The organism is Hymenobacter pini, assembly GCF_020421205.1.
GTDB lineage: Bacteria > Bacteroidota > Bacteroidia > Cytophagales > Hymenobacteraceae > Hymenobacter > Hymenobacter pini.
The window spans coordinates 134,092-153,347 of the sequence record NZ_JAIZZH010000007.1; the positions used below are offsets into that span (position 1 = coordinate 134,092).

The window sequence follows — 19,256 nt, forward strand, 5'->3', positions numbered from 1 at the left end:
CTGACGTCTGGTTCCAGCGTCAGGGGCTTTTGAATAGGTCAGTGTTTCGCGCTCAGGTAAGAAAGGATTGCTTCGCGCTGCTCGCAATGACACTCAACTCTCTCATTACAGCGGGTCAGCCGTCACTTTAAAGCGGGAATCCGTGCGGATGGTGATGTCGCGGCTGATGGGCTTGCGGATGCGGGCCTCCGTAGACAGCGTGTAGCTGCTGGCCTTCACGTATTTATCCAGCTTCTCCTTCGTTGGCGTTAGCTGCAGTGTGTTGACGCCGGTGGGGATATTATCCTGCGAGGCCAGCAGAATCCGGTCGTTGTTGTCGGTGCTGATGTAGATGCTGATGCTCTGCAGGAAGTCGAAATTTTCGGTGCTGGGGTCCGTCACGGTAAGGGTGAGGCGGTCCAACTTCACGTCTTTGACCAGATTGGCGCTGGTGTTTTCGTTTTTGAACTTCTCATCGGAGCGGGTAGGCACCGAAATAGGGGTCAGTGGCACCACCTGCCCCACCGGAAACGCACTGGCAATTTTCACCGACTGCGAATCTTCAATGTAAAAGGTCAGCAGCTTGTCCAGCTTGTCGCAGCTGCTCAGAAAAGCCAGCACTATCAGCACAGGGGCCAGAAACAGGATTTTTTTCATAGGGGTTGCAATTTGCCCGAAGGTACGAAGTCCGATTATTTTCGGTTTGTCAGATCAGCCGGAACAAGACTCGTGCCACGTAAACCCAGCCAATACCTCGACAAAACCGACACCGGGACGCTAGCTGCCTAACGCCCCGGTGCCGGTTTTCGTGTGTTAGCACCAAAATGTCATTCCGAACGAGGCGAGAAATCTGGTTTAAGTCGCTGAACGATTTACCCAGATTCCTCGCCTCGCTCGGAATGACAGCTCTATCAAGCTAATCCATCATATCAGCAGCGCGGGGCGGCTCGTGCTTGAAATCAGGCTGCCAGCTCATGGGGTAGCGTGGGTCCACGTAGGGCAGGGCAGCTTCGGTGAGGTAGAGCGGGCGGAAGGTATCCACCATTACGGCCAGCTCGTGGGTTTCTTTTTTGCCGATGCTGGCCTCCACGGTGCCGGGGTGCGGACCGTGCGGAATGCCGCTGGGGTGCCAGGTAAACGAAGCCAGATCCACCCCACGCCGCGACATGAAGTTGCCGGCTACGTAGTATAGCACCTCGTCCGAATCGACGTTGGAGTGGTTGTAGGGCGCCGGAATGGCTAACGGATGGTAGTCGAAGAGGCGCGGCACGAAGGAGCAGATAACGAAGTTGTTGCCCTCGAACTGCTGGTGCACGGGTGGCGGCTGGTGGATGCGGCCGGTAATGGGCTCGAAATCGTGGATGCTGGTGGCGTAGGGGTAGAAGTAGCCGTCCCAACCCACCACGTCGAAGGGCGAGTGGCCGTACACCAGCGTGTGCAGCAGCCCGTCCTTCTTCACCCGCACCTCGTACTCGCCCGATTCGCGTACGTCGCCCTCCACCAGTTCCGAAGGCCCGCGGAAATCCCGCTCACAGTACGGCGCGTGCTCCAGCAGCTGCCCAAAGTGGTTGCGGTAGCGGCGGCAGGTTTCCACCGGGCTGAACGACTCGATGATGAGCAGGCGCACAGGCCCTTCCTCAAAATGCAGCTGGTGAATAATGGTGCGCGGAATCACCACGTAGTCGCCGGGCTCGAAGGCCAGCTTGCCCAGTTGGCTCCACAGCTCGCCCCGGCCTTCGTGCACGAAAATTACCTCGTCGGCCAGCGCGTTCTTATAATAGTAATCCATCCGCTGCTCCGTGGGGTTGCAGATGCTCATGGTCACATCGGCGTTGCCGAGCAGCGTCTGGCGGGCCTGTAGGTAGTCGCCGCCGGTGGTGGTTTGGGCTAGGGTGCGCAGGTGGGCAGGCTCCAGCGGCCGGTCTTTCAGCAGCTTGGGCGCGAAGGGCCGGGCCTCCCCTACCTTCCGAATTTCGGTGGGCGCGTGCTTATGGTAGAGCAGCGACGAGACGCCGTGGAAGCCCAGCGTACCCACCAGCTGCTCGTGGTACAGGGAGCCATCGGGCTGGCGGAACTGGGTATGGCGCTTGCGCGGAATCTGGCCTAAGCGTTGGTAGAAGGGCATACGGGTGGTGAGTTGCGGGTGGGAAACAAGCAAGGAATGCCGGGTGGAAGATACAAGGTTTACGGCTGATGCCTGCCCGGCGCTACCTTCGCGCAGCGGCTAAACCGGCAACTTTTCCGCGGGTGCAGGCTTTACTATTGCCCGGCACCGTACTGTCCATTGTTATGCTGTTCTTTCTGCTTCCCTTGCTTTACCTGTTCAGGTCCGATGCCCCCCCCGCGCCTCGCACCCGCACATTCATCTTCGAATACACAGCCACCGTACCATCTTTGCCAGCTGGCACCGACTCGGTGGAGCTGTGGCTACCAGTGCCCCACCCCGATGCCTCGCAGCAAACCAGTCACCTAAGTATTCATACCTCGGTGCCGTACACACTGCAAGCTGCGCAATACGGCAACTTGCTGCTGCACTTGAAAGTACCCGCCACCCAGGCCGCCAACTTGCAGGTAGCCATGAAATTCGAGGCTACTCGGCGGGAACACCTCAATCCCTACCTCAGCAGCCCCGCCCCCCGCAAAATCCGCCGGACTAACGCGGCTGACCCCAACATGGCCCGCTGGCTGCAACCCGACCGTCTGGTACCTATTGACAGTAAAATCAAAACCTGGGCCCAGGAGGTGGTAACGAAAGCCCAGGCCAAAACCGACCTAGAGAAAGCCCGCGCCATTTACGAGCACGTGGTCAGTACCGTGACCTACGACAAAACTGGCCAGGGTTGGGGCCGGGGCGACATCTACTACGCCTGCGACGCCCGCCGCGGCAACTGCACGGATTTTCACGCTGTGTTCATTGGTTACTGCCGGGCCGTAGGCATTCCGGCCCGGTTCAGTATCGGGTTTCCGCTCCCGCCCGAGCGGGGACAGGGTGAAATCAAGGGGTACCACTGCTGGGCCGAGTTCTATACCCCTGAAACCGGCTGGGTACCCGTAGATGCTTCTGAGGCGGCCAAAAACCCGGCCCGCCGCAATTATTTTTTCGGCGCCCACGATGAAAACCGCATCGAGTTTACCCGGGGTCGGGACCTGGTGCTAACTCCGCGCCAAGACAGTGCCCCGCTCAACTACTTTATCTACCCCTACGCTGAAGCCGATGGAAAGCCATTATCCGGCGTCCAGCAGACCTTCCGGTTTCAGGATGTGAAGTAGGAATTATGTCTGCTGGGAAAGCTCATGAGAACGTCATTCCGAGCGCAGCCGAGAAATGACGTTCTGGAATTTTAGTCCAACCTGGAAGAACCCTCCCCTGCTTACTTATCCAGCAGCCCCAGCATCACGGGGTTGGCGGGCTCCTGCACGGCTTTCAGGGCTTGCTGCATTTCCTGATCATCCTGATTGAGTACCTGGAAGTAGGCCGATTTACCGTAGGCACTACGGGCAATCAAGGCTTTGAGCTGGGTGCGCAACAGCGGGGTGCTACGGCGCAGGCCGGCGGCATCCTGCGGAATGCCATTGTGCGCGGCGCGGGCAGCCAGCTGCTGCAGCTGCGCTTCGCTTACGCGGAACGCTTGGTTGAACTGCTCGAAGCGTAGAGCTTCCAACTCGTCTTTGTGCTCCTGGTAGTAGGTCACGGCGTACTCCCGGATAAGGTTGTTGCTCTGCAACCGGGTGTAATAGGTCGACATGGCTGAGGTGTCGCGGGGCACAAACAAATCGGGCATGATGCCGCCGCCCCCGTACACAGTGCGGCCGTGGGCCGTACGGAATTTCAGCGAATCGGCGAAGTGGATGCTGTCGGCGTGAAACAACTCGCCGTGGCGCAGGCGGTTCTGCAGGTCCTTCTCGTACTCGCCCAGCCCACCTCGGTAGGATTTCTGGATGCTGCGGCCCGAGGGCGTGTAGTAGCGGGCAATGGTGAGGCGCAGCTCCGAGCCATCATTGAGGGCAATGGGTTGCTGCACCAAGCCTTTCCCAAAGGTGCGGCGGCCTACCAGCACGGCCCGGTCGTGGTCCTGCAGGGCACCGGCCAGCACCTCGGCGGCGGAGGCGCTACCCTCGTCCACCAGTACCACCAGGGAGCCTTCCTCAAACTCGCCCGCTACCCGCGAAAACGTCTGGGTGTCGTACTGGTCGCCTTTGCCGTCGGTGTACACAATTTTCTTGGTGCCGCCAATGAACTCGTCGGCCATCTTGGTGGCCCGGTCAAGGTAGCCGCCGGGGTTGCCGCGCAAATCCAGCACCAAACGGCCGAGGCCTTGCCGGCGCAGGTCGCCGAGGGCGGCCTTGAACTCGTCGTAAGTACCGCTGGCAAAGCGACTCACCTTGATGTAACCCGTCTGGTTATCCACCATATAGGCCACATCCACAGAGGAGTTGGGAATGCGGTTACGGGTTACCTGCAGGTTGATGGGCCGGGGCAAGCCGCGGCGCACCAGCTGCAGCAACACTGCCGAGCCCCGGGGGCCGCGCAGCTTGCCAAACACCTGCTCGGTAGTGAAATGCACTCCGGATACCCGCTGCCCGTTCACGGCTAGGATACGGTCGCCGGGTTGCAGGCCAGCCTGCTCCGCGGGACCTTCGCTCAGCGGGGCCACCACCGTTACGGTATCCCGAAACAGGTTGAACTCGACGCCAATGCCGTCGTAGTCGCTTTGCAGGAACGAAGACGCCTGCTGCTGCTGCTTGGCCGGGATGAACACCGAGTGCGGGTCGAGGCGCTCCAGCATGCGGCTGATGGCATAATCCGACAGTTCCTCGGCGTTTACTGAGTCCACGTAGTCCCGGTCTACGTAGCTGAGGATTTCCTTGAATTTTAGGTAGCCGCGGGCTGTGAGGTCGGGGTTCTGATCGGAAGGGCGGAAGGGGTTGGCCCCCAGCAGCACGCCGGCCAACAGAGCCAGCCCCAGCAGCAACGGCTGCTGTACCTGCCAGCGGGTATTACGCGGGGTCGGCTTCGACGCGGACTGCGACGAGTCAGATGGCTCGGGGGTCATAACGCGTTGAGAGAGTAGTTGTTTAGCCGATAATCAGAAATGCGCAATACGGTCAGTTCTTCAAAACTATTAAAACTTTTCCAAGAATACCAAGCGGCACCATTGCCTCTGTACCTTTTCAGATAACAGTACAATTTTTTATTAATTTGAGACTATTAAATTCTATTATACCTATTTCGCGTACTATTCTGAAACAGCTGAATATGAAGCGAGTGCAAAGATTATTTTATCATTTTAAAAAGGCCGCCCGTGTTCGGCCAACGGTGGCTGCCGCCCCGTAAACTGCGGCTCTCTCCCGACTTGCCTGCCTTACCGTTGAGTTGCCAGATAGCACCTTTCTTCGGGGGCGTCGTATCTTTGTGAGCTTCGGTAGCCTCCCGGTTGGGAGGCTGCCGGGTGCCGCACCATTTACCTTGTTCCGATGGGCCGAATTCTTGCCATTGACTATGGCCACAAGCGCGTAGGTCTGGCCGTAACGGACCCGCTTCAGCTTATTGCCACGCCGCTGGATACTATTCACAGCCAGGAGCTGCTGCCTTTCCTAAAGGCCTACCATCAGCGTGAGCCGTTGGCCGCGTTGGTAGTGGGCATGCCCAAAACCCTCAGCAACGAAGCCACCGACTCCACCAGCGCCGTAGTAGGCTTGGTACGCAAGCTGCGCAAGGAGTTTCCGGCGGTGCCCGTGCACGAGATTGACGAGCGGTTTACCTCCCGCATGGCCCACGCCGCCATGCTGGCCGGGGGCCTGGGCAAAAAGGACCGCCGCGACAAAGCCACCGTGGACAAAGTAGCGGCCACCATCATTCTGCAATCCTACCTCGAATCCCGATGATTTACCCCATTGTTGCCTTTGGTGACCCCGTACTGAAAACCAAAGCCAAGCCCCTGCCCGCCGATTTTCCGGCCGCTGAACTCAAGCAGATTATTGCTGACATGTACGACACCATGTACCATGCGTACGGCGTAGGCTTGGCCGCGCCGCAGGTAGGCAAAAGCATCCGTCTGTTTGTGATTGATTCGGAGCCGATGATGGATGAGGATGAAGATGGCAACCCCATTGTGGAAGAGCCCACGGCGGCCCCGGTGAAGCGCGCCTTCATCAACCCCCAGATGGTAAGCGAAACCGGCGAAGAATGGGCGTTTGAGGAAGGCTGCCTGAGCATTCCCGGCGTGCGCGAGAAAGTGGTGCGCCACTCCACCATTGTGCTGCGCTACGAGGACGAAAACCGCCAGCAGCGCGAGGAAACCTTCTCGGGCATGACGGCCCGCGTAATTCAGCACGAGTACGACCACCTAGAGGGCGTACTATTCACCGATTATGTATCAGGTCTGAAAAAGCAGCTGCTGAAAGGCAAGCTGGCCCGCATCAGCAAGGGCGATGTGAATGCCGACTACCGCATGAAGTTTGCCGGCCAGGGCCGGCGGTAAGCAGCCAGATATTGCCCCCACTTAGCAACGATAAAGGCCTGCCGCAGTGCATACTGCGGTAGGCCTTTTTATATCCATTACAACACGTCACTTACCCTACTCACGCTGAATCATTCACGCGGATAGTCTGGCTACGCTAGGGCAGGTCGTTGAAGCTGACCACCGTCACGCTGGGCATGGCGCGAAGCAGTTCACTCATCAGCTGGCCGTGAGAAGCGCCAACGGCTACCACCACCCGGCGGGCACCCTGCTGGCGGGCCAGGCGCACCACATTGGCGCACATACCCTGGTTACGCAGCAGCCACTGCGCCTTCATGGCTTTTACCTCTTCGGTGGGGAAGCCGGGGGTGCCGTACAGGGCCACGCCACCGTAAAAATTGACGGGCTCATCTACCTGCGCGTAGGCAGGAGCGTTGAGGGCTTGATAGATGGCCAGCGGAGTATTGGTAGTGGGGCCGTAGTTACCGTAGGCGGTGCCGGCAGCATTAATTCTGCGCAAAGTGACGGCTTCGGCGGAGGTTGAGTCCAGCTTAACGCGGGCTTTCAGAGCTTTCATCTGCTTATCGGCCTGCGCCCAGGCGGCACTCCAGGCGGCGTCGTAGAGCTGGCAGTCCATGGGGTACACCTGCGGGTGCTGCAGTTCGTAGGCCAGCGGGAAGAAGATCTTATGGTACTCGCTGGTGGGCCGCACCAGGCGGCGCCGCTGCAGGGAGTCGGAGCCGCCGAATATGGTGTTGAAGTAGGTCAGCTCCTGCCCGCCGAAGCGGGGCTTCATTTCCTGATTGAGCAGGTACAGCTGGTACTCGGCATTGGCGCGGTCGAAGCCGAGTACATAGCTGCGGGCCAGGTTTATACGGGTTTTGTGGTAGTACGGGAAGCCGGCCAACGCCTGCCGGGCCTTTTCCATCTGGCGCTCCGTAAGGGGCCGGGCCTGTGGGCTGCGCTGCTGCACGAACTGGCGGCGGGCCCGGAACAGGCGGGGCGCGTAGCTGTCGGCAGGCAGCTGCTGCATTTCCGTGGCCGAGATGTACTCGCCGAAAATCATATCGGGCTTGTAGGCTTTCAGCTTCTCGATGACGGGCCGGTAGCTGGCATCGGGGCCGGGGTTGCCGTGCGAGGAAGCCACCACCACCACCTCAAGCGGCGCGGCAGACTGAGAACGGGCGGCTAGGGGAAGTACCAGCAGCAGGCAGAACAGTAGGCGACGGAGCGGGAAAAGTAGCATGACGAAAGAGAGAGGAGGTGGAGTGGCAGAACTGATTCAAAAGTGCAGGGCAGGCTACGCTGTCGAAACTTTATTATTCCAACCACCCAAAACCACCTGTCAACTGCCCAAAACAACCCGATAGGTCCCGCCCCGCCGGTTCAGGCATCAAACTGCCTCATTCACATAATAAACTACCGTCACCGGGTGGCACCTGCTACTTTTAGGCCATGACGAAACGCCAGATTGTTGGACTGCATCTGCTTTGCTGGACGCTGTGGGCCGGCTACATCGGCCTGGGCCTTTACTTTGATGGAGCCAAGCCGGTACGAGCCACCCTCACGGGTACTATCCTGCTGGCGGAGTGCATGGAGTTCTACCTGGGCTACCTGTGGGTGTTTCCGCGCTACCTGCGGCGCGGCAAGCTGCCGCAGTTGCTGCTGGGCGTGGCCGGTATTATGGCTACCTTCATTGGGCTGCGCTATCTGCTGGAACAGGTACTGCTGCCCGCCACGCTGGGCTTCGGCAACTACGACGCTGATACGCCGGCCAGCACCTACATACTGGAAAACCTGTACTGGGGCACTTCCTACATCGTGCTGAGTGCGGCGGTGTGGGGGCTGGAAAACGCGTTTCGGCGGGAGCGGGAACACCAGCAGCTCCAGCAGGAGAAAACCCGGGCTGAGCTGGCCTTCCTCAAAACCCAGATCAACCCGCACTTCCTCTATAACACGCTCAACTACCTCTACGCCGAGGCCTACGTAGTATCGGAGCCGCTGGCCGAGGCGGTGCTGCGCCTCTCCGACCTGATGCGCTACATGCTCACGGAAAGCCCCGACGGCACGGCCAGTCTGCAGCACGAGGTGGACTACCTGCACAACTACCTGGCACTGCACCGGCTGCGGTTCGAGGACCGGTTTTTTGTGGAACTGGACGTGCAGGGGGCTGTTAATGGACAGCGGGTAGCGGCGTTGCTGCTGATTCCGTTCGTGGAAAACGCTCTTAAGCACGGCGTAACCAGCCGGCCCGAGTGCCCGGTGCGTATCAGCCTGCGGCTACCCACGCCCCGGCAGCTGCAGTTTGAGGTGCATAATCACATCAGCCAGCACCAGAAAGACCACACGACGGGCATCGGGCTGGGCAATATCCGGCGGCGGCTGGAACTGCTCTACCCCGGCCGGCACCGGCTGGAAATCCGGAATGACGGGACGACGCACCACACGCTGCTGGAGCTGGAATTGGGGTAAAATCCTGGCTATTTCCTGACGACGTTTTCCGCAGAGGGCAAGAAGGGAAACGCAGAAGGCGTAGCACTGTTCGGTCGGCTATATTGCGGTTCCACTTGTGCCCGCCGCTATGCTCCGCTGTATTGCCGTTGATGATGAAGCCTACGCCAGTCGGCTGCTGGCCGCCTACATCCAGAAAATTCCAGGCCTGGAGCTGGTCGGTACCACTACCAACCCCATTGAGGCGCTGCAGTGGGTGCAGGCAGACCGCGTCGACCTTGTATTCCTCGACATTCAGATGCCCGAGCTGACGGGCCTGCAGTTTTTGAAGGTGTGCGGCAGTCGTTGTAAAGTCATCCTCACCACCGCCTACCCCGAGTATGCGCTGCAAGGCTACGAGCACGACGTGGTAGACTACCTGCTTAAGCCCATTGCCTTCGACCGGTTTCTGCGGGCCGTGCAAAAAGCCCAAGCCCTGCTGGTGCCCGCCACCTCCCTGGCCGTATCAGCCGCGCCGCTGCCCGTGGCACCGGCACCAGCCGCGCCGGCAGCCACTGGCTACCTATTCGTGAAGGGCGAAAGCAAAAACAAGTTTCTGCGCGTCAGCCACGCCGATATTCTGTATGCCGAAGCCCTGGGCAACTACGTGACGCTGTTTGTAGCGGGCCAGCGCCTCATCACCTACCAGACGCTGAAAGAGCTGGCCGCCCAGCTACCACAGCCTCCGTTTCTGCGGGTGCATAAGTCGTTCCTAGTAGCCGTGGATAAGATCAGCATGGTAGATGGCAACACGGTATACATTGGTGAGCGGGCCATTCCGGTAGGCGAAACCTACCGCGAGAGTCTGTACCGGCTGGTGCGGGAACGGGAGTAGGGCAGCAGTTGGCAGGCTCGGGAACTCCGTGTATCTTCCTCGCTCTATCCGCTGTATTCCAGATGTCTATGCCTCGTATTCTACCGCTGCTTGGTTTCCTACTGTTACTTACCTCTACGGCGCAGGCCTGGGGCTTTTTTGGGCACCGGCTGATTAACCGCCTGGCGGTGTACACGCTGCCGCCCGAAATGATCAGTTTCTACAAGGCCAACATCGACTACCTCACCGACAACGCCACCCGGCCCGACTCGCGCCGCACAGTGGTGCCCGGCGAGGCCCCGCGCCACTTCCTGGACGTGGATGTGTACGGCGACTCAGCCCTGACCAAACTGCCCCGCTCCTACGCCGATGCCGTGGCCCTGTTGGGCGAAGACTCGCTGCTACGGCACGGCATTGTGCCCTGGCAGGTGGCCCGCATGAAGGGTCAACTCACGGCCGCTTTCCAAGCCCACGACGCCGACCGGATTCTGCACCTCTCGGCCGATATGGGCCATTACGTGGCCGATGCCTGCGTGCCGCTGCACACCACCCACAACTACAACGGGCAATTGACCGGGCAACGCGGCATTCACGGCCTCTGGGAAAGCCGCCTGCCCGAGCTGCTCAGCACCAACTACGACTTCTTTACCGGTCCGGCTCCGTACCTGGATAAACCCACGGACGTTATCTGGACCACGGTGGCCCGCTCCAACGCGGCCGTGGACTCGGTGCTGCGGTTTGAGCGGGAACTGAGCCAGAAAATGCCTGCTGACCGCAAATACGGCTTCGAGCAGCGCGGCAACCTCACGGTGCGCACCTACTCCCGCGAGTTTGCCCGCGAGTACCACCAGCGCCTCAACGGGCAGGTAGAGCGGCAGATGCGGCTGGCGGCGCGGCTGGTGGGTGCGTTCTGGTACACGGCTTGGGTAGATGCCGGCCAGCCTGATCTGGGCACGCTGCCCCGCTCCCCCTCGGCCGAAGAACAGCAACGCCTAGCCCTGGAAGCCAAACAGCTGGAACAAGCCCCCGCCAAGCCCGTAGCCGGCCATGAGGAGTAATGCCTGATTAGCCGGGCTTTTTTCGGCCGTGTGCTCTGAACAACAAGCCGTCTGGCCCGTTGCGCGGTCTTGCGCAACAGGCCAGACGATACAAGTACGACAATGCTTATTGTACACTCAGCTGGCCAGCGCCGCTGGTACGCACTGAAACATTGCCACCGCTGCTGAAGCTGAAGCCCGGCTGCCCCGGAAACACATTGCGCAGCGTACCACCGTTGATGACGCCAATCAGGTTACCGCTGTTGCTTACCACGTTGCGCGGGCCGGCATTCTGCACGCCCAGCCCGCCAGCTGCCACGGCACTTCCCCCCGAGGCCAGCACGTCGCCGTTGGCATTGAGGCGGCTAACTCCCAGCGCACTGCCGTTGTGCAGGGCCTGCACCACGTAGGTACCATCCTGCATCTTGAAATAGTTGAGGCGCACTCCGCTGCGCTTGTACTGTTTCACATATTCTACCAAATCGGCGTAGCTGGCCCAAGAGCCGTTGTTGTACAGCTTGGGGTTGCACTCACAGGTGCTGAACTCGCCATTAGGGGCATTGCTGCCGCCCGTAGCCGGGCTGAGGAAGGCCAGATTAATCCACGGGTCGGCGCAGGGGCGGTTACGGAAGGCTTCGGTTTGCTGCGCCGAGGGGTTGCTTTGCGCAACGGCGCTGCCGCTGAAGGCCGCCAGGGCCAGCAGTGCAAGACAAGATTTCAACATACAGATTGCGGAAATAGCGTGAGAGGAAAACACGGCCGGAAGCTAAAGCGGCGGCCACCCCACAGCGGCCCCGAGTAGAGTAAAGCGCCCAAAAAATCGACCAGCGGCAGCCTTGGTAGAGGAGTGCCCACCGAGCCCGCCGGGCAGTTCGCCGAGCAGGACTGACCATGGAGCCGGGGCCGGACAACTTACCTCAACCATCTGCGTAGGAAACGCGCCCCACCCATGGGCTTTTGTGATTTTTTACGCTGCTGCCCTTATGCGCAAACTATACGGTGTTCCCACCCTGCTGCTTTTATGGCTTTTCGCATTTCCGGCTTCGTTGCACGCCCAGAAAGTGGGCCTAGTGCTGAGCGGGGGCGGGGCCAAGGGTCTGGCCCACGTGGGTGTGCTGAAGGTGCTGGAGGAAAACCGGATTCCCATCGACTACATTGTGGGCACCAGCATGGGGGCCATTGTGGGGGGCATGTACGCCGCCGGCTACTCACCCAAGGAAATCGAGGAAATAGTGATGAAGCCGGAGTTCCAGACCTGGGTATCGGGCCGGCCGCTGGAGGGCAAGGTGTTCAACTACTATGATATTGACCCCAACCCTGCCGCCCTGCACCTGCGCCTGGCCCTCGACTCCACGCTGAAAGTGCGCGTAACGCCTAAGTTGGTGGATGACGTGACGCTGAATTACGTGCTGGCCACCATGCTGGCCCCGGCCGGCGCTATTTCCGACTACAACTTCAACAACCTGCTGGTGCCCTACCGGGCCGTGGCTACGGAGGTGTTTACCCGCGAAAAGATTGTGCAGCGCAGCGGCTCCCTCTCGGATGCGGTGCGCAATTCCATGGCGTTTCCGCTGGCGTTCCGGCCCATCCGGCAGGCCGATGGGCGCTACCTGTTTGATGGGGCCGTGGTAGACAACTTCCCTACCGGTGTCATGCGCCAGGAGTTTAAGCCCGACGTAATTATTGGGGTGAACGTGGGCGACGTGGCCTTCGAGAAATACCCCAAAGACAAAGACGACGCCCTGCTAACCAGCACGCTGCTGTTTCTGGGCTCCAACGTGGCCGATACCACCTCAGTAGGCCCCAACGGCATTTTCATTCAGCCTAAGCTGGGGGATATTACGGCCGCCGACTTCACCAAAGTAAAGCAGCTAGTGACTCTGGGCCGGCAAGCTGCCGAAAACAAACTCCCGCAGATTCAGCGCCGCATTGCGCGCCGCGAGGATACTCTGGCCCTGCAGCAGCGGCGGCGGGCGTTTCAGGAAAAAGCGCCCCGCCCGGAGTTCAAGCAGGTGAACGTGCAGGGCATTCCGGAAGTGCAGCAGAATTTCGTGCGGCGCTTCTTCCAGCGCACCGGCTCCACCTACACGCCCTCTGACATTGAGGAGGGCTACTACCGGCTCGTTAACAACGACTTCTTCAACGGGGTGTACCCGCGCATCCGCTACGACCGGCAGAAGCAGGGGTACGTGTTCAACGTGGATGCCCGACAGAACTCCAACCTTTCCACCGACCTGGGGGTGTTGCTGACCACCCGCTCCATGAACAACTTTTACATAGGCGGCAGCTACCGTTACCTCAACCGGTATCTGTACACCATAAAGGCGGATGCTACCATTGGGCGGTTTTATAACGGAGCCCGGGGCTCTTTCCGGGTGAGCATTCCGGGCAATATTCCGGTGTATTTCGAGCCGACGGTCATCTTCAACAACTTCAACTACCAGGATACCGGCGGGCTCCTAGGCAGCGGTAAAGCTGCCCAGAATACCCAAATTCAGCAGCGCGACCTGCAAACGATTCTGCAGGTAGGCATCAGCCCGAATTACCGAAGCCGCTACGTGCTCAGCGGGGGCCTGTTTACCAACCGGGACAACTTTGCCAACACCGACCAGATTCGTACGGACGATAAGCTGGACCTGGACCGTTTTCAGGGCGCTACGGCTACTGTGCGCTTTGAGCGCAACTCCCTCAACCGCCGCCAGTATGCCACTGCCGGCCGCCGCGCCGAGTTCGGCTTCCGGGGGGTAAGCGGGCAGGAGAAATACGAGCCGGGCTCAACCGCTGACGGTCTGGAAGGCCGCACCCGCAACCACCAATGGGTAAAAGCCAGCCTGTTTCTGGAGCAGTACTTCAACCTAAACAAGGTGGATACGGTGGGCGCCCGCACTCACGCCTGGGGTTTTGTGACGGATCTGGTGGCCAGCACCCAGGGGCCGTTTGCCACTTACCGCGCCTCCCTCACGTCATCGTCGGCCTTCCTGCCCCTGCCCGATTCGCGCACGATTTTTCTGGATAACTACCGGGGTACCGCTTACGGAGCCGTGGGCCTGCGCTACGTGAAGGCCTTGCTGGGCTCCTTGGAATGGCGCACCGAAGCTTACGGCCACGTGCTGGTACGGCCCTGGCAACGCCGGGAGGACAACGCGCTGCTGGCTAAGCGCGGCAACATCATCACCCGCCCCTACCTCACCCTCATGACGGGCTTCCAGTACCAGACGCCCGTGGGCCCAGCCGCCCTCCAGTTCATTCACTATGATGAGAAGGACCACCAGTTTGGGGTATTCGCCCACATTGGGTTCGTCCTGTTCCGGGACCGGCCGCTGGATTAAACAGTTAATTGCTGAATGGGTGAATGGATGAATTGTTAAACTGTCGTCCTAGGCAGCACGAAGGACGACAGCTCAACCATTCACCAATTCACTCACTGCACCAAAATCAGCGCTGAAGAAGCAGGCACTTCTACGGCATCCGTTGCTACGTTCAGTTTGCGTAAGCCTTTGGGGTTGATTTCGTCACCGCTCAGCACCACCGAGTAGGTACCAGCAGGCACCGGAATACGGGCCGGCTGGCGGTTACCATTGAAGAGCACCACAATGTTGTTCCATTCGTCGCCACCGGCGTGGTCTTTCAGGCGGTAGCCGATAGTGGTGGCGGGCAGATTTGGCAGGAACTCCAGGTGCTGCTGAATCAGCTCCTGGGTAGGCAGCCGGAAGGCCGGGTGCGCCTTCCTGAGCGCCAGCAGCTGCTGATAGAAAGTAAATACGCGCTGGTACTGCTGCTTGCGGCTCCAGTCCAGCTGGTTGATGCTGTCGGGCAGATTGTAGGAGTTGTGCGAGCCGAACTTGGTGCGCAGAAACTCGTCGCCAATAGGCAGGAAGGGTACGCCCTGCGAGGTAAACACGATGGTGTTGCTGAGCAGGTCCATCTTGAGCCGCTCATCTTCCGAGACGCCGGGGTTGGAGGCTGCCAGCTTGTCCCAGAGCACCATATCATCGTGGCAGGCCACGTAGTTGATGGTTTGCGCCGGCGAGGCCGCCCAGGGCGCTTTCGAGTAATTGACTTTGGTGTAATCCAGTTGCGGGTGCTGGGTGGCAGCCACGATGCCAAACTTCACACTTTCCTCCAGGCCCGGCCGGCCGCTGGCGAAGCCCGGTTCGGTTTGGCGGGCAAAATGGCCCTTCACCCCATCGCGCAGCTCATCCGAAAAGGCGGCTATACGGTCCAGCTTCTGCATGTTGGCTTTCAGGGCTCGTTCGGTTTCGGGCAGGGGGCTGCTACCGGCGGCCCAGCCTTCCCCGTACACGAAAATGCTGTGGTCCTGCTGGTCGAGGGCCACGCGCACGGCCCGCATGGTACGCAAGTCCAGCACGCCCATCAGGTCGAACCGGAAGCCATCCACATGGTATTGCCGGGCCCAGAACGCTACCGACTCCACGATGAGCTTGCGCACCATGGGCCGCTCGGAGGCAATTTCGTTGCCGCAGGCCGCCGCATCGGAGAGCGTGCCATCGGGGCGGTGGCGGTAGTAGTAGCCGGGCACCAGCTGCTCGAACGAAGTGCGCGAAATGGCGGTAGTGTGGTTGTACACCACATCCAGCACCAGCCGCAGCCCCCGGCGGTGCAGGGCCTGCATCACCTGTTTCAGCTCCCGGATGCGGGCGGCAGGGTCGGCGGCGTCGGTAGCGTAGGAGCCCTCGGGCGTGGTATAGTGCAGGGGTTCATAGCCCCAGTTGTACTGCCCGCTCAAGGGTCGGCTTTCGTCGATGGAGGCGAAGTCGTTGGTGGGCAGCAGGTGCAGGTGGGTGATGCCCAGCTCCGAGAGGTGGTCGAGGCCGGTTTTGACCGTGCCCGAGCGGGTGCCGGCTTCCGTCAGGCCTAGGTATTTGCCCTTGTGCTGAATGCCCGACTGCGGATGCATGGACAGGTCGCGCACGTGCAGCTCCCCAATTAGAATATCGGTGGGTTGCTTGAGGGCGGGCCGCTCGTCTTCGTCCCAGCCGGGCGGATTTATGGTAGCGGGGTCGAGCAGGGCACCGCGCTGCCCGTTCAGGCCCACGGCGTGCACGTAGGAGTCGGGCACCTCGGCCATGGCCTGGCCTTTGATGGTGGCCTGCACCACGTAGAACTTGCCGGCGGGCTGGGCCGGCAGCGTATACACCCAGGTTCCGCCCCCTGACTTTTGCATGGGATACTCGGCCACGGGCACACCGCCGGTGCCGTTTTCGTAGAGTTTCAGCAGCAGCTTCTCGGCTGTAGGGGCCCACACCCGCAGCCGGGCCTGGCCGCCGTTGAAGGTCAGCCCCAGGTCGGGTCCTTCGTAGGTAGGATACGCATCATAGGCCTCGCCTACACGGGCCGTACGGCAAGTAGTGAGGGTAAAGAGGCCGGAAACAAGTAGAGGCAACAACCATGTTTTCATGCGAAGGGCAGATAAGCCCCGCAAGTTCGGTGGTTTGCGCCGCCCCGGAAACTAGAACCTAAGGAATAGTTACAGCCGGCGCGCAAAGTTTCGCAGTAGCTGGGCCACCTCCTCAGGCGCTTCGTAGGGCAACAGGTGGCCGGCCCCGCTGATGATTTCCAGCGGAGTGCCCTCGGGCAGCAAGGGCAGGGTTTCCAGCCCGTGTACCGAGGGCGACATTACCGCGTCCTGGTCGCCGGCCACAATGGCGCAGGGCACCTGCACGTTGCACATCTGGGCGCTGATGTCCTCCCGGCTGCCGTGTAGCAGCCAGGCATCGTAGGCCAAGCGGGTACTGCGGAGGTTGTCCTCGATAACCTGCTGCTGGTCGGCCGCCGATAGTGGGCGGGCGGAGATGGTGTGTAATGTTTTTTCGGCCGCGGCTGGCTTACCGTAGCCCTTGAGGCTGCTCATGCGGTCCTCATCGGTCATGGGCTCGGGTGTGGGCGGCGAGGGGCTCAGCAACACTACTCCTGCCAGCCCCGCCGGCTGCCGGGCCACCAGCGCCAGTGCAATTTTGCCCCCCATGCTGTGGCCTACCAGCACGTACCGCGTCAGTCCTTTCTCTTCGATGAATTGCGCTACCTGGTTAGCGTACGCCTCCACGGTATAGCTGCTTACCTCGGGCGGGGGCGCGTCACCAAAACCCACTAAGTCAGGTGCCAGCAGGGTATACTCGGGGGCCAACAACCGGGCTACAGCTTGAAACTCCTGACCGGAGCCGGCCCAGTAATGCAAGCCAATGAAGGTAACAGGGGAAGGTGCGGACATAGAAGCAAATACGGTATGAGCTACCCACAAGCGAGGTAGGCGTATGTGCAGTACGCAACCAGCCGGATTACCGCTGACTGGGGCCGGCCAGTTTTTCCAGAGCCGCCTTAAACTCTGGGGTGTCATAATCGGCCATACCCTCGTGGCGGGCAGCAATTTTCCCGTCTGGCCCTACAATAATGGTCGTCGGAATGACTTCAGAATCGAAAGCCGGGGGTAAAGGAGCCGCCGGGAAATACACCGGAAACGTGTAACCCTTGTGCGCCACAAAGCGGCGGGCCTTTTCCTGGTTTTGGTCCAGCGACACCATCACAAAAGCCACCTTGCGCTTATCTACCTGGGTATACAGCTTCTGCAGGCCGGGCATTTCGGCTACGCAGGGCGGGCACCAGGTTGCCCACAAATTCACGAGCACTACTTTCCCCTGCAAGTCGCGGAGGTTGGCGGGCTGACCATCCAAGGTAAGCAGGGGCACATTATGCGGGTAACCGCCAGCAGTTGGCTGCACGGGCGCGGTTGGCGGGGCTGCGGGCAGGGCCGGCCGCCACAGGCCGGTGGCCAGCAAGGCCCGTTGCATACTGCCGAGCACGGGCGTGCGCAGGTCAGTGAGCAGCACGACCAGGAAAGCCGCCAGCACACCCCACTGCAATACGGTACCCCACGTTGGCTTTGAAAACTGCATTATTGCGCACCAAAAATACCTGTCGCCCTCATGGTCGCACGGCCGGGTAAAGTTCGGGAGCAGTAACGAGAATTGTACACATCCGTTGCGCAGCATTGATTGGCTCCGTCTTGCGGAGCCGATTTGCCCGCGTGTGCCTCACTACAGGCTCATGGCAGTAGACACAGCACGCGCACCCGCCTACTTCTCGACTTTCAGCGTAGCGGGCCGGCTGGTGAATTCAAACATTTCGGCGTGGGGCACGATGGTAATCTGGCCGAATTCCTCCACCATCATCTTGTAGCTCTCCCCTACCCGCCGGATTTTCCTGTCCAGGTCGTAAAGGCCGCAGGCGTTTACGGATAGGCGCTTTTCCCGCAGGCTGATGTCCCAGTCGAGCTGGTCGAGCAGGCTGTACCACGTAAAGCCCACCACCGGAATACCGTCCTGCCTGATGCGCTGCACGTTTACCCACTGCTTCCAGAGCCAGCACTCGGCATCCTTGGCATTAAAGGTGTTGGTTTCGGTGTGCATCACGGGCTTGCGGTACCGCTCGTAGTACTGCTTGGTCATGGTGTACCAGCCCAGCACGTCCTCGGCCTCGCACCAGTCGCCATTGGGCTTAATTATCTTCTCGTTACGCCCATAATAGTCGTTGCCCATGATTTGGTAGCCGGGCGGTTCGCCGGCCATAAACCACTTCATTTCCTCCCGGCTCATACCGTTATCCAAGCAGTACAGCAGCACCTCGGCATCAATGGTGTGGGCGTACAGCAAGTCCAGGGACAGGAAGCGCAGCTTGTTCTGCAGCCGGATTTCGGGACTTTCTACGGCCCGCATTTCGTGGATGTACTCCGCCGATTCGCTCTGCACGATGATGCAGTCGGGCCGGTAGCGGGCAATTTGCTGGTTGCCCATGATGCTGGCGGCCGTAATGTGCTTCATGGCCGTGATAAACGACCGGTCGTCGCGGAGCTGCTCGTTCCAGATGCCATCTTTGGCTGAGGCCCGGGCCGTCACGTAAATCTCATTGACGGGAGTATAGAAGCGTACCCAGGGGTAGCGTCGGGCTACGGCCCCACAGTACTCAGCAAAGTGCACCGGCAGCTCGGGGTTCTGGAAATTGCCTACCCAATCGGGCACGCCAAAGTGCATCAGATCTAGAATGGGTGTAATACCCAGCCGCTGGATTTCGGCCATGGCCAAGTCGGCAAACTCCCAATCAAACTGGCCGGGGCCTTTGTGAATGAGGTAGTACGGCAGGTTGTAGCGCAGCACCCGCAGGCCCAGTTCCTTTACCAGCCCCAGGTCTTCCTTGTAGCGGTTGTAGTGGTCGGTTTCGGCCAGCAAATCGCGCCGGATGGTACCGTTGGCAATGGTAGGGTACGAGCACTCGATACCGGTGGCAAACATGAAGTTGCCCGGCGTACCGGTGGGCAGGCCGCGGCCGTCGTGCCCGCCGGCTCCGCCGTACTGGTCACCCTCGTAGTTACCATCACCAAACTTGTCTTTGATGTGGGTCAGGAAAGATTTCATTTGTTAGAGCGTAGTGCCTAGTGCTTGGTGCTTAGGCATTTCTTTGAAG

16 protein-coding genes are annotated in these 19,256 nt (G+C 60.2%); 7 read left to right on the top strand and 9 right to left on the bottom strand.

Going from position 1 to position 19,256, the window contains the following annotated elements; all coding sequences use genetic code 11:
* Positions 1–105 precede the first annotated feature (105 nt).
* Together LF252_RS21535 and LF252_RS21540 are read right to left on the bottom strand one after the other, a co-directional pair.
* Entirely contained in the window at positions 106–636 is a 531-nt protein-coding gene (locus tag LF252_RS21535) for a hypothetical protein (protein ID WP_226271662.1), read from the bottom strand.
* A 259-nt stretch (positions 637–895) separates the two neighbouring features.
* Complete coding sequence (locus tag LF252_RS21540; protein ID WP_226271663.1) at positions 896–2,104, bottom strand: homogentisate 1,2-dioxygenase; 1,209 nt, start codon at positions 2,102–2,104, stop codon at positions 896–898.
* A gap of 164 nt (positions 2,105–2,268) precedes the next feature.
* Here LF252_RS21540 and LF252_RS21545 point away from each other — a divergent pair, with 164 nt between their 5' ends.
* Positions 2,269–3,249: a transglutaminase-like domain-containing protein gene (locus LF252_RS21545; protein WP_226271664.1), complete on the top strand. Its 981-nt coding sequence runs from the start codon at positions 2,269–2,271 to the stop codon at positions 3,247–3,249.
* A 101-nt stretch (positions 3,250–3,350) separates the two neighbouring features.
* Here LF252_RS21545 and LF252_RS21550 read toward each other — a convergent pair whose 3' ends face one another.
* Positions 3,351–5,033, bottom strand: a complete 1,683-nt coding sequence (locus tag LF252_RS21550; protein ID WP_226271665.1) for a S41 family peptidase — start codon at positions 5,031–5,033, stop codon at positions 3,351–3,353.
* 421 nt (positions 5,034–5,454) lie between these two features.
* On the opposite strand from LF252_RS21550, the gene ruvX reads away from it, so the two are divergent.
* Both ruvX and def read left to right on the top strand, forming a co-directional pair.
* The gene (gene ruvX / locus LF252_RS21555) at positions 5,455–5,865 is read left to right on the top strand and encodes a Holliday junction resolvase RuvX (protein ID WP_226271666.1); all 411 of its coding nucleotides are present in this window, start codon (positions 5,455–5,457) and stop codon (positions 5,863–5,865) included.
* Positions 5,862–6,461, top strand: coding sequence for a peptide deformylase (def, locus tag LF252_RS21560; RefSeq protein ID WP_226271667.1), 600 nt, complete (start codon positions 5,862–5,864; stop codon positions 6,459–6,461). Before ruvX ends, def begins: the two co-directional genes overlap by 4 nt.
* 136 nt (positions 6,462–6,597) lie before the next feature.
* Here the strand turns inward: def and LF252_RS21565 are convergent, their stop codons facing one another.
* Positions 6,598–7,686, bottom strand: a complete 1,089-nt coding sequence (locus tag LF252_RS21565; RefSeq protein WP_226271668.1) for a DUF5694 domain-containing protein — start codon at positions 7,684–7,686, stop codon at positions 6,598–6,600.
* Positions 7,687–7,895: 209 nt separating this feature from the next.
* Here LF252_RS21565 and LF252_RS21570 point away from each other — a divergent pair, with 209 nt between their 5' ends.
* The 3 genes from LF252_RS21570 (at position 7,896) to LF252_RS21580 (ending at position 10,802) form a co-directional block, all read left to right on the top strand.
* On the top strand, positions 7,896–8,912 hold the full coding sequence (locus tag LF252_RS21570; RefSeq protein WP_226271669.1) for a sensor histidine kinase: 1,017 nt from the start codon (positions 7,896–7,898) through the stop codon (positions 8,910–8,912).
* 109 nt (positions 8,913–9,021) lie between these two features.
* Entirely contained in the window at positions 9,022–9,765 is a 744-nt protein-coding gene (locus tag LF252_RS21575; RefSeq protein ID WP_226271670.1) for a LytR/AlgR family response regulator transcription factor, read from the top strand.
* Between the two features lie 68 nt (positions 9,766–9,833).
* Positions 9,834–10,802 carry a zinc dependent phospholipase C family protein gene (locus tag LF252_RS21580; RefSeq protein ID WP_226271671.1) on the top strand — a complete coding sequence of 323 codons (969 nt, stop codon included), beginning with the start codon at positions 9,834–9,836 and terminating at the stop codon, positions 10,800–10,802.
* Between the two features lie 106 nt (positions 10,803–10,908).
* Here LF252_RS21580 and LF252_RS21585 read toward each other — a convergent pair whose 3' ends face one another.
* Positions 10,909–11,505, bottom strand: coding sequence for a hypothetical protein (locus tag LF252_RS21585; RefSeq protein ID WP_226271672.1), 597 nt, complete (start codon positions 11,503–11,505; stop codon positions 10,909–10,911).
* Between the two features lie 259 nt (positions 11,506–11,764).
* Here LF252_RS21585 and LF252_RS21590 point away from each other — a divergent pair, with 259 nt between their 5' ends.
* The gene (locus LF252_RS21590) at positions 11,765–14,110 is read left to right on the top strand and encodes a patatin-like phospholipase family protein (RefSeq protein WP_226271673.1); all 2,346 of its coding nucleotides are present in this window, start codon (positions 11,765–11,767) and stop codon (positions 14,108–14,110) included.
* Positions 14,111–14,202: 92 nt separating this feature from the next.
* Here LF252_RS21590 and pulA read toward each other — a convergent pair whose 3' ends face one another.
* From pulA to LF252_RS21610, 4 genes are all read right to left on the bottom strand, one after another.
* Complete coding sequence (pulA, locus tag LF252_RS21595; protein ID WP_226271674.1) at positions 14,203–16,200, bottom strand: type I pullulanase; 1,998 nt, start codon at positions 16,198–16,200, stop codon at positions 14,203–14,205.
* Positions 16,201–16,269: 69 nt separating this feature from the next.
* The gene (locus tag LF252_RS21600; RefSeq protein WP_226271675.1) at positions 16,270–17,010 is read right to left on the bottom strand and encodes an alpha/beta fold hydrolase; all 741 of its coding nucleotides are present in this window, start codon (positions 17,008–17,010) and stop codon (positions 16,270–16,272) included.
* 67 nt (positions 17,011–17,077) lie between these two features.
* Complete coding sequence (locus tag LF252_RS21605) at positions 17,078–17,692, bottom strand: TlpA family protein disulfide reductase (RefSeq protein ID WP_226271676.1); 615 nt, start codon at positions 17,690–17,692, stop codon at positions 17,078–17,080.
* A 180-nt stretch (positions 17,693–17,872) separates the two neighbouring features.
* Positions 17,873–19,207, bottom strand: a complete 1,335-nt coding sequence (locus LF252_RS21610) for a family 1 glycosylhydrolase (RefSeq protein WP_226271677.1) — start codon at positions 19,205–19,207, stop codon at positions 17,873–17,875.
* Positions 19,208–19,256: the final 49 nt, after the last annotated feature.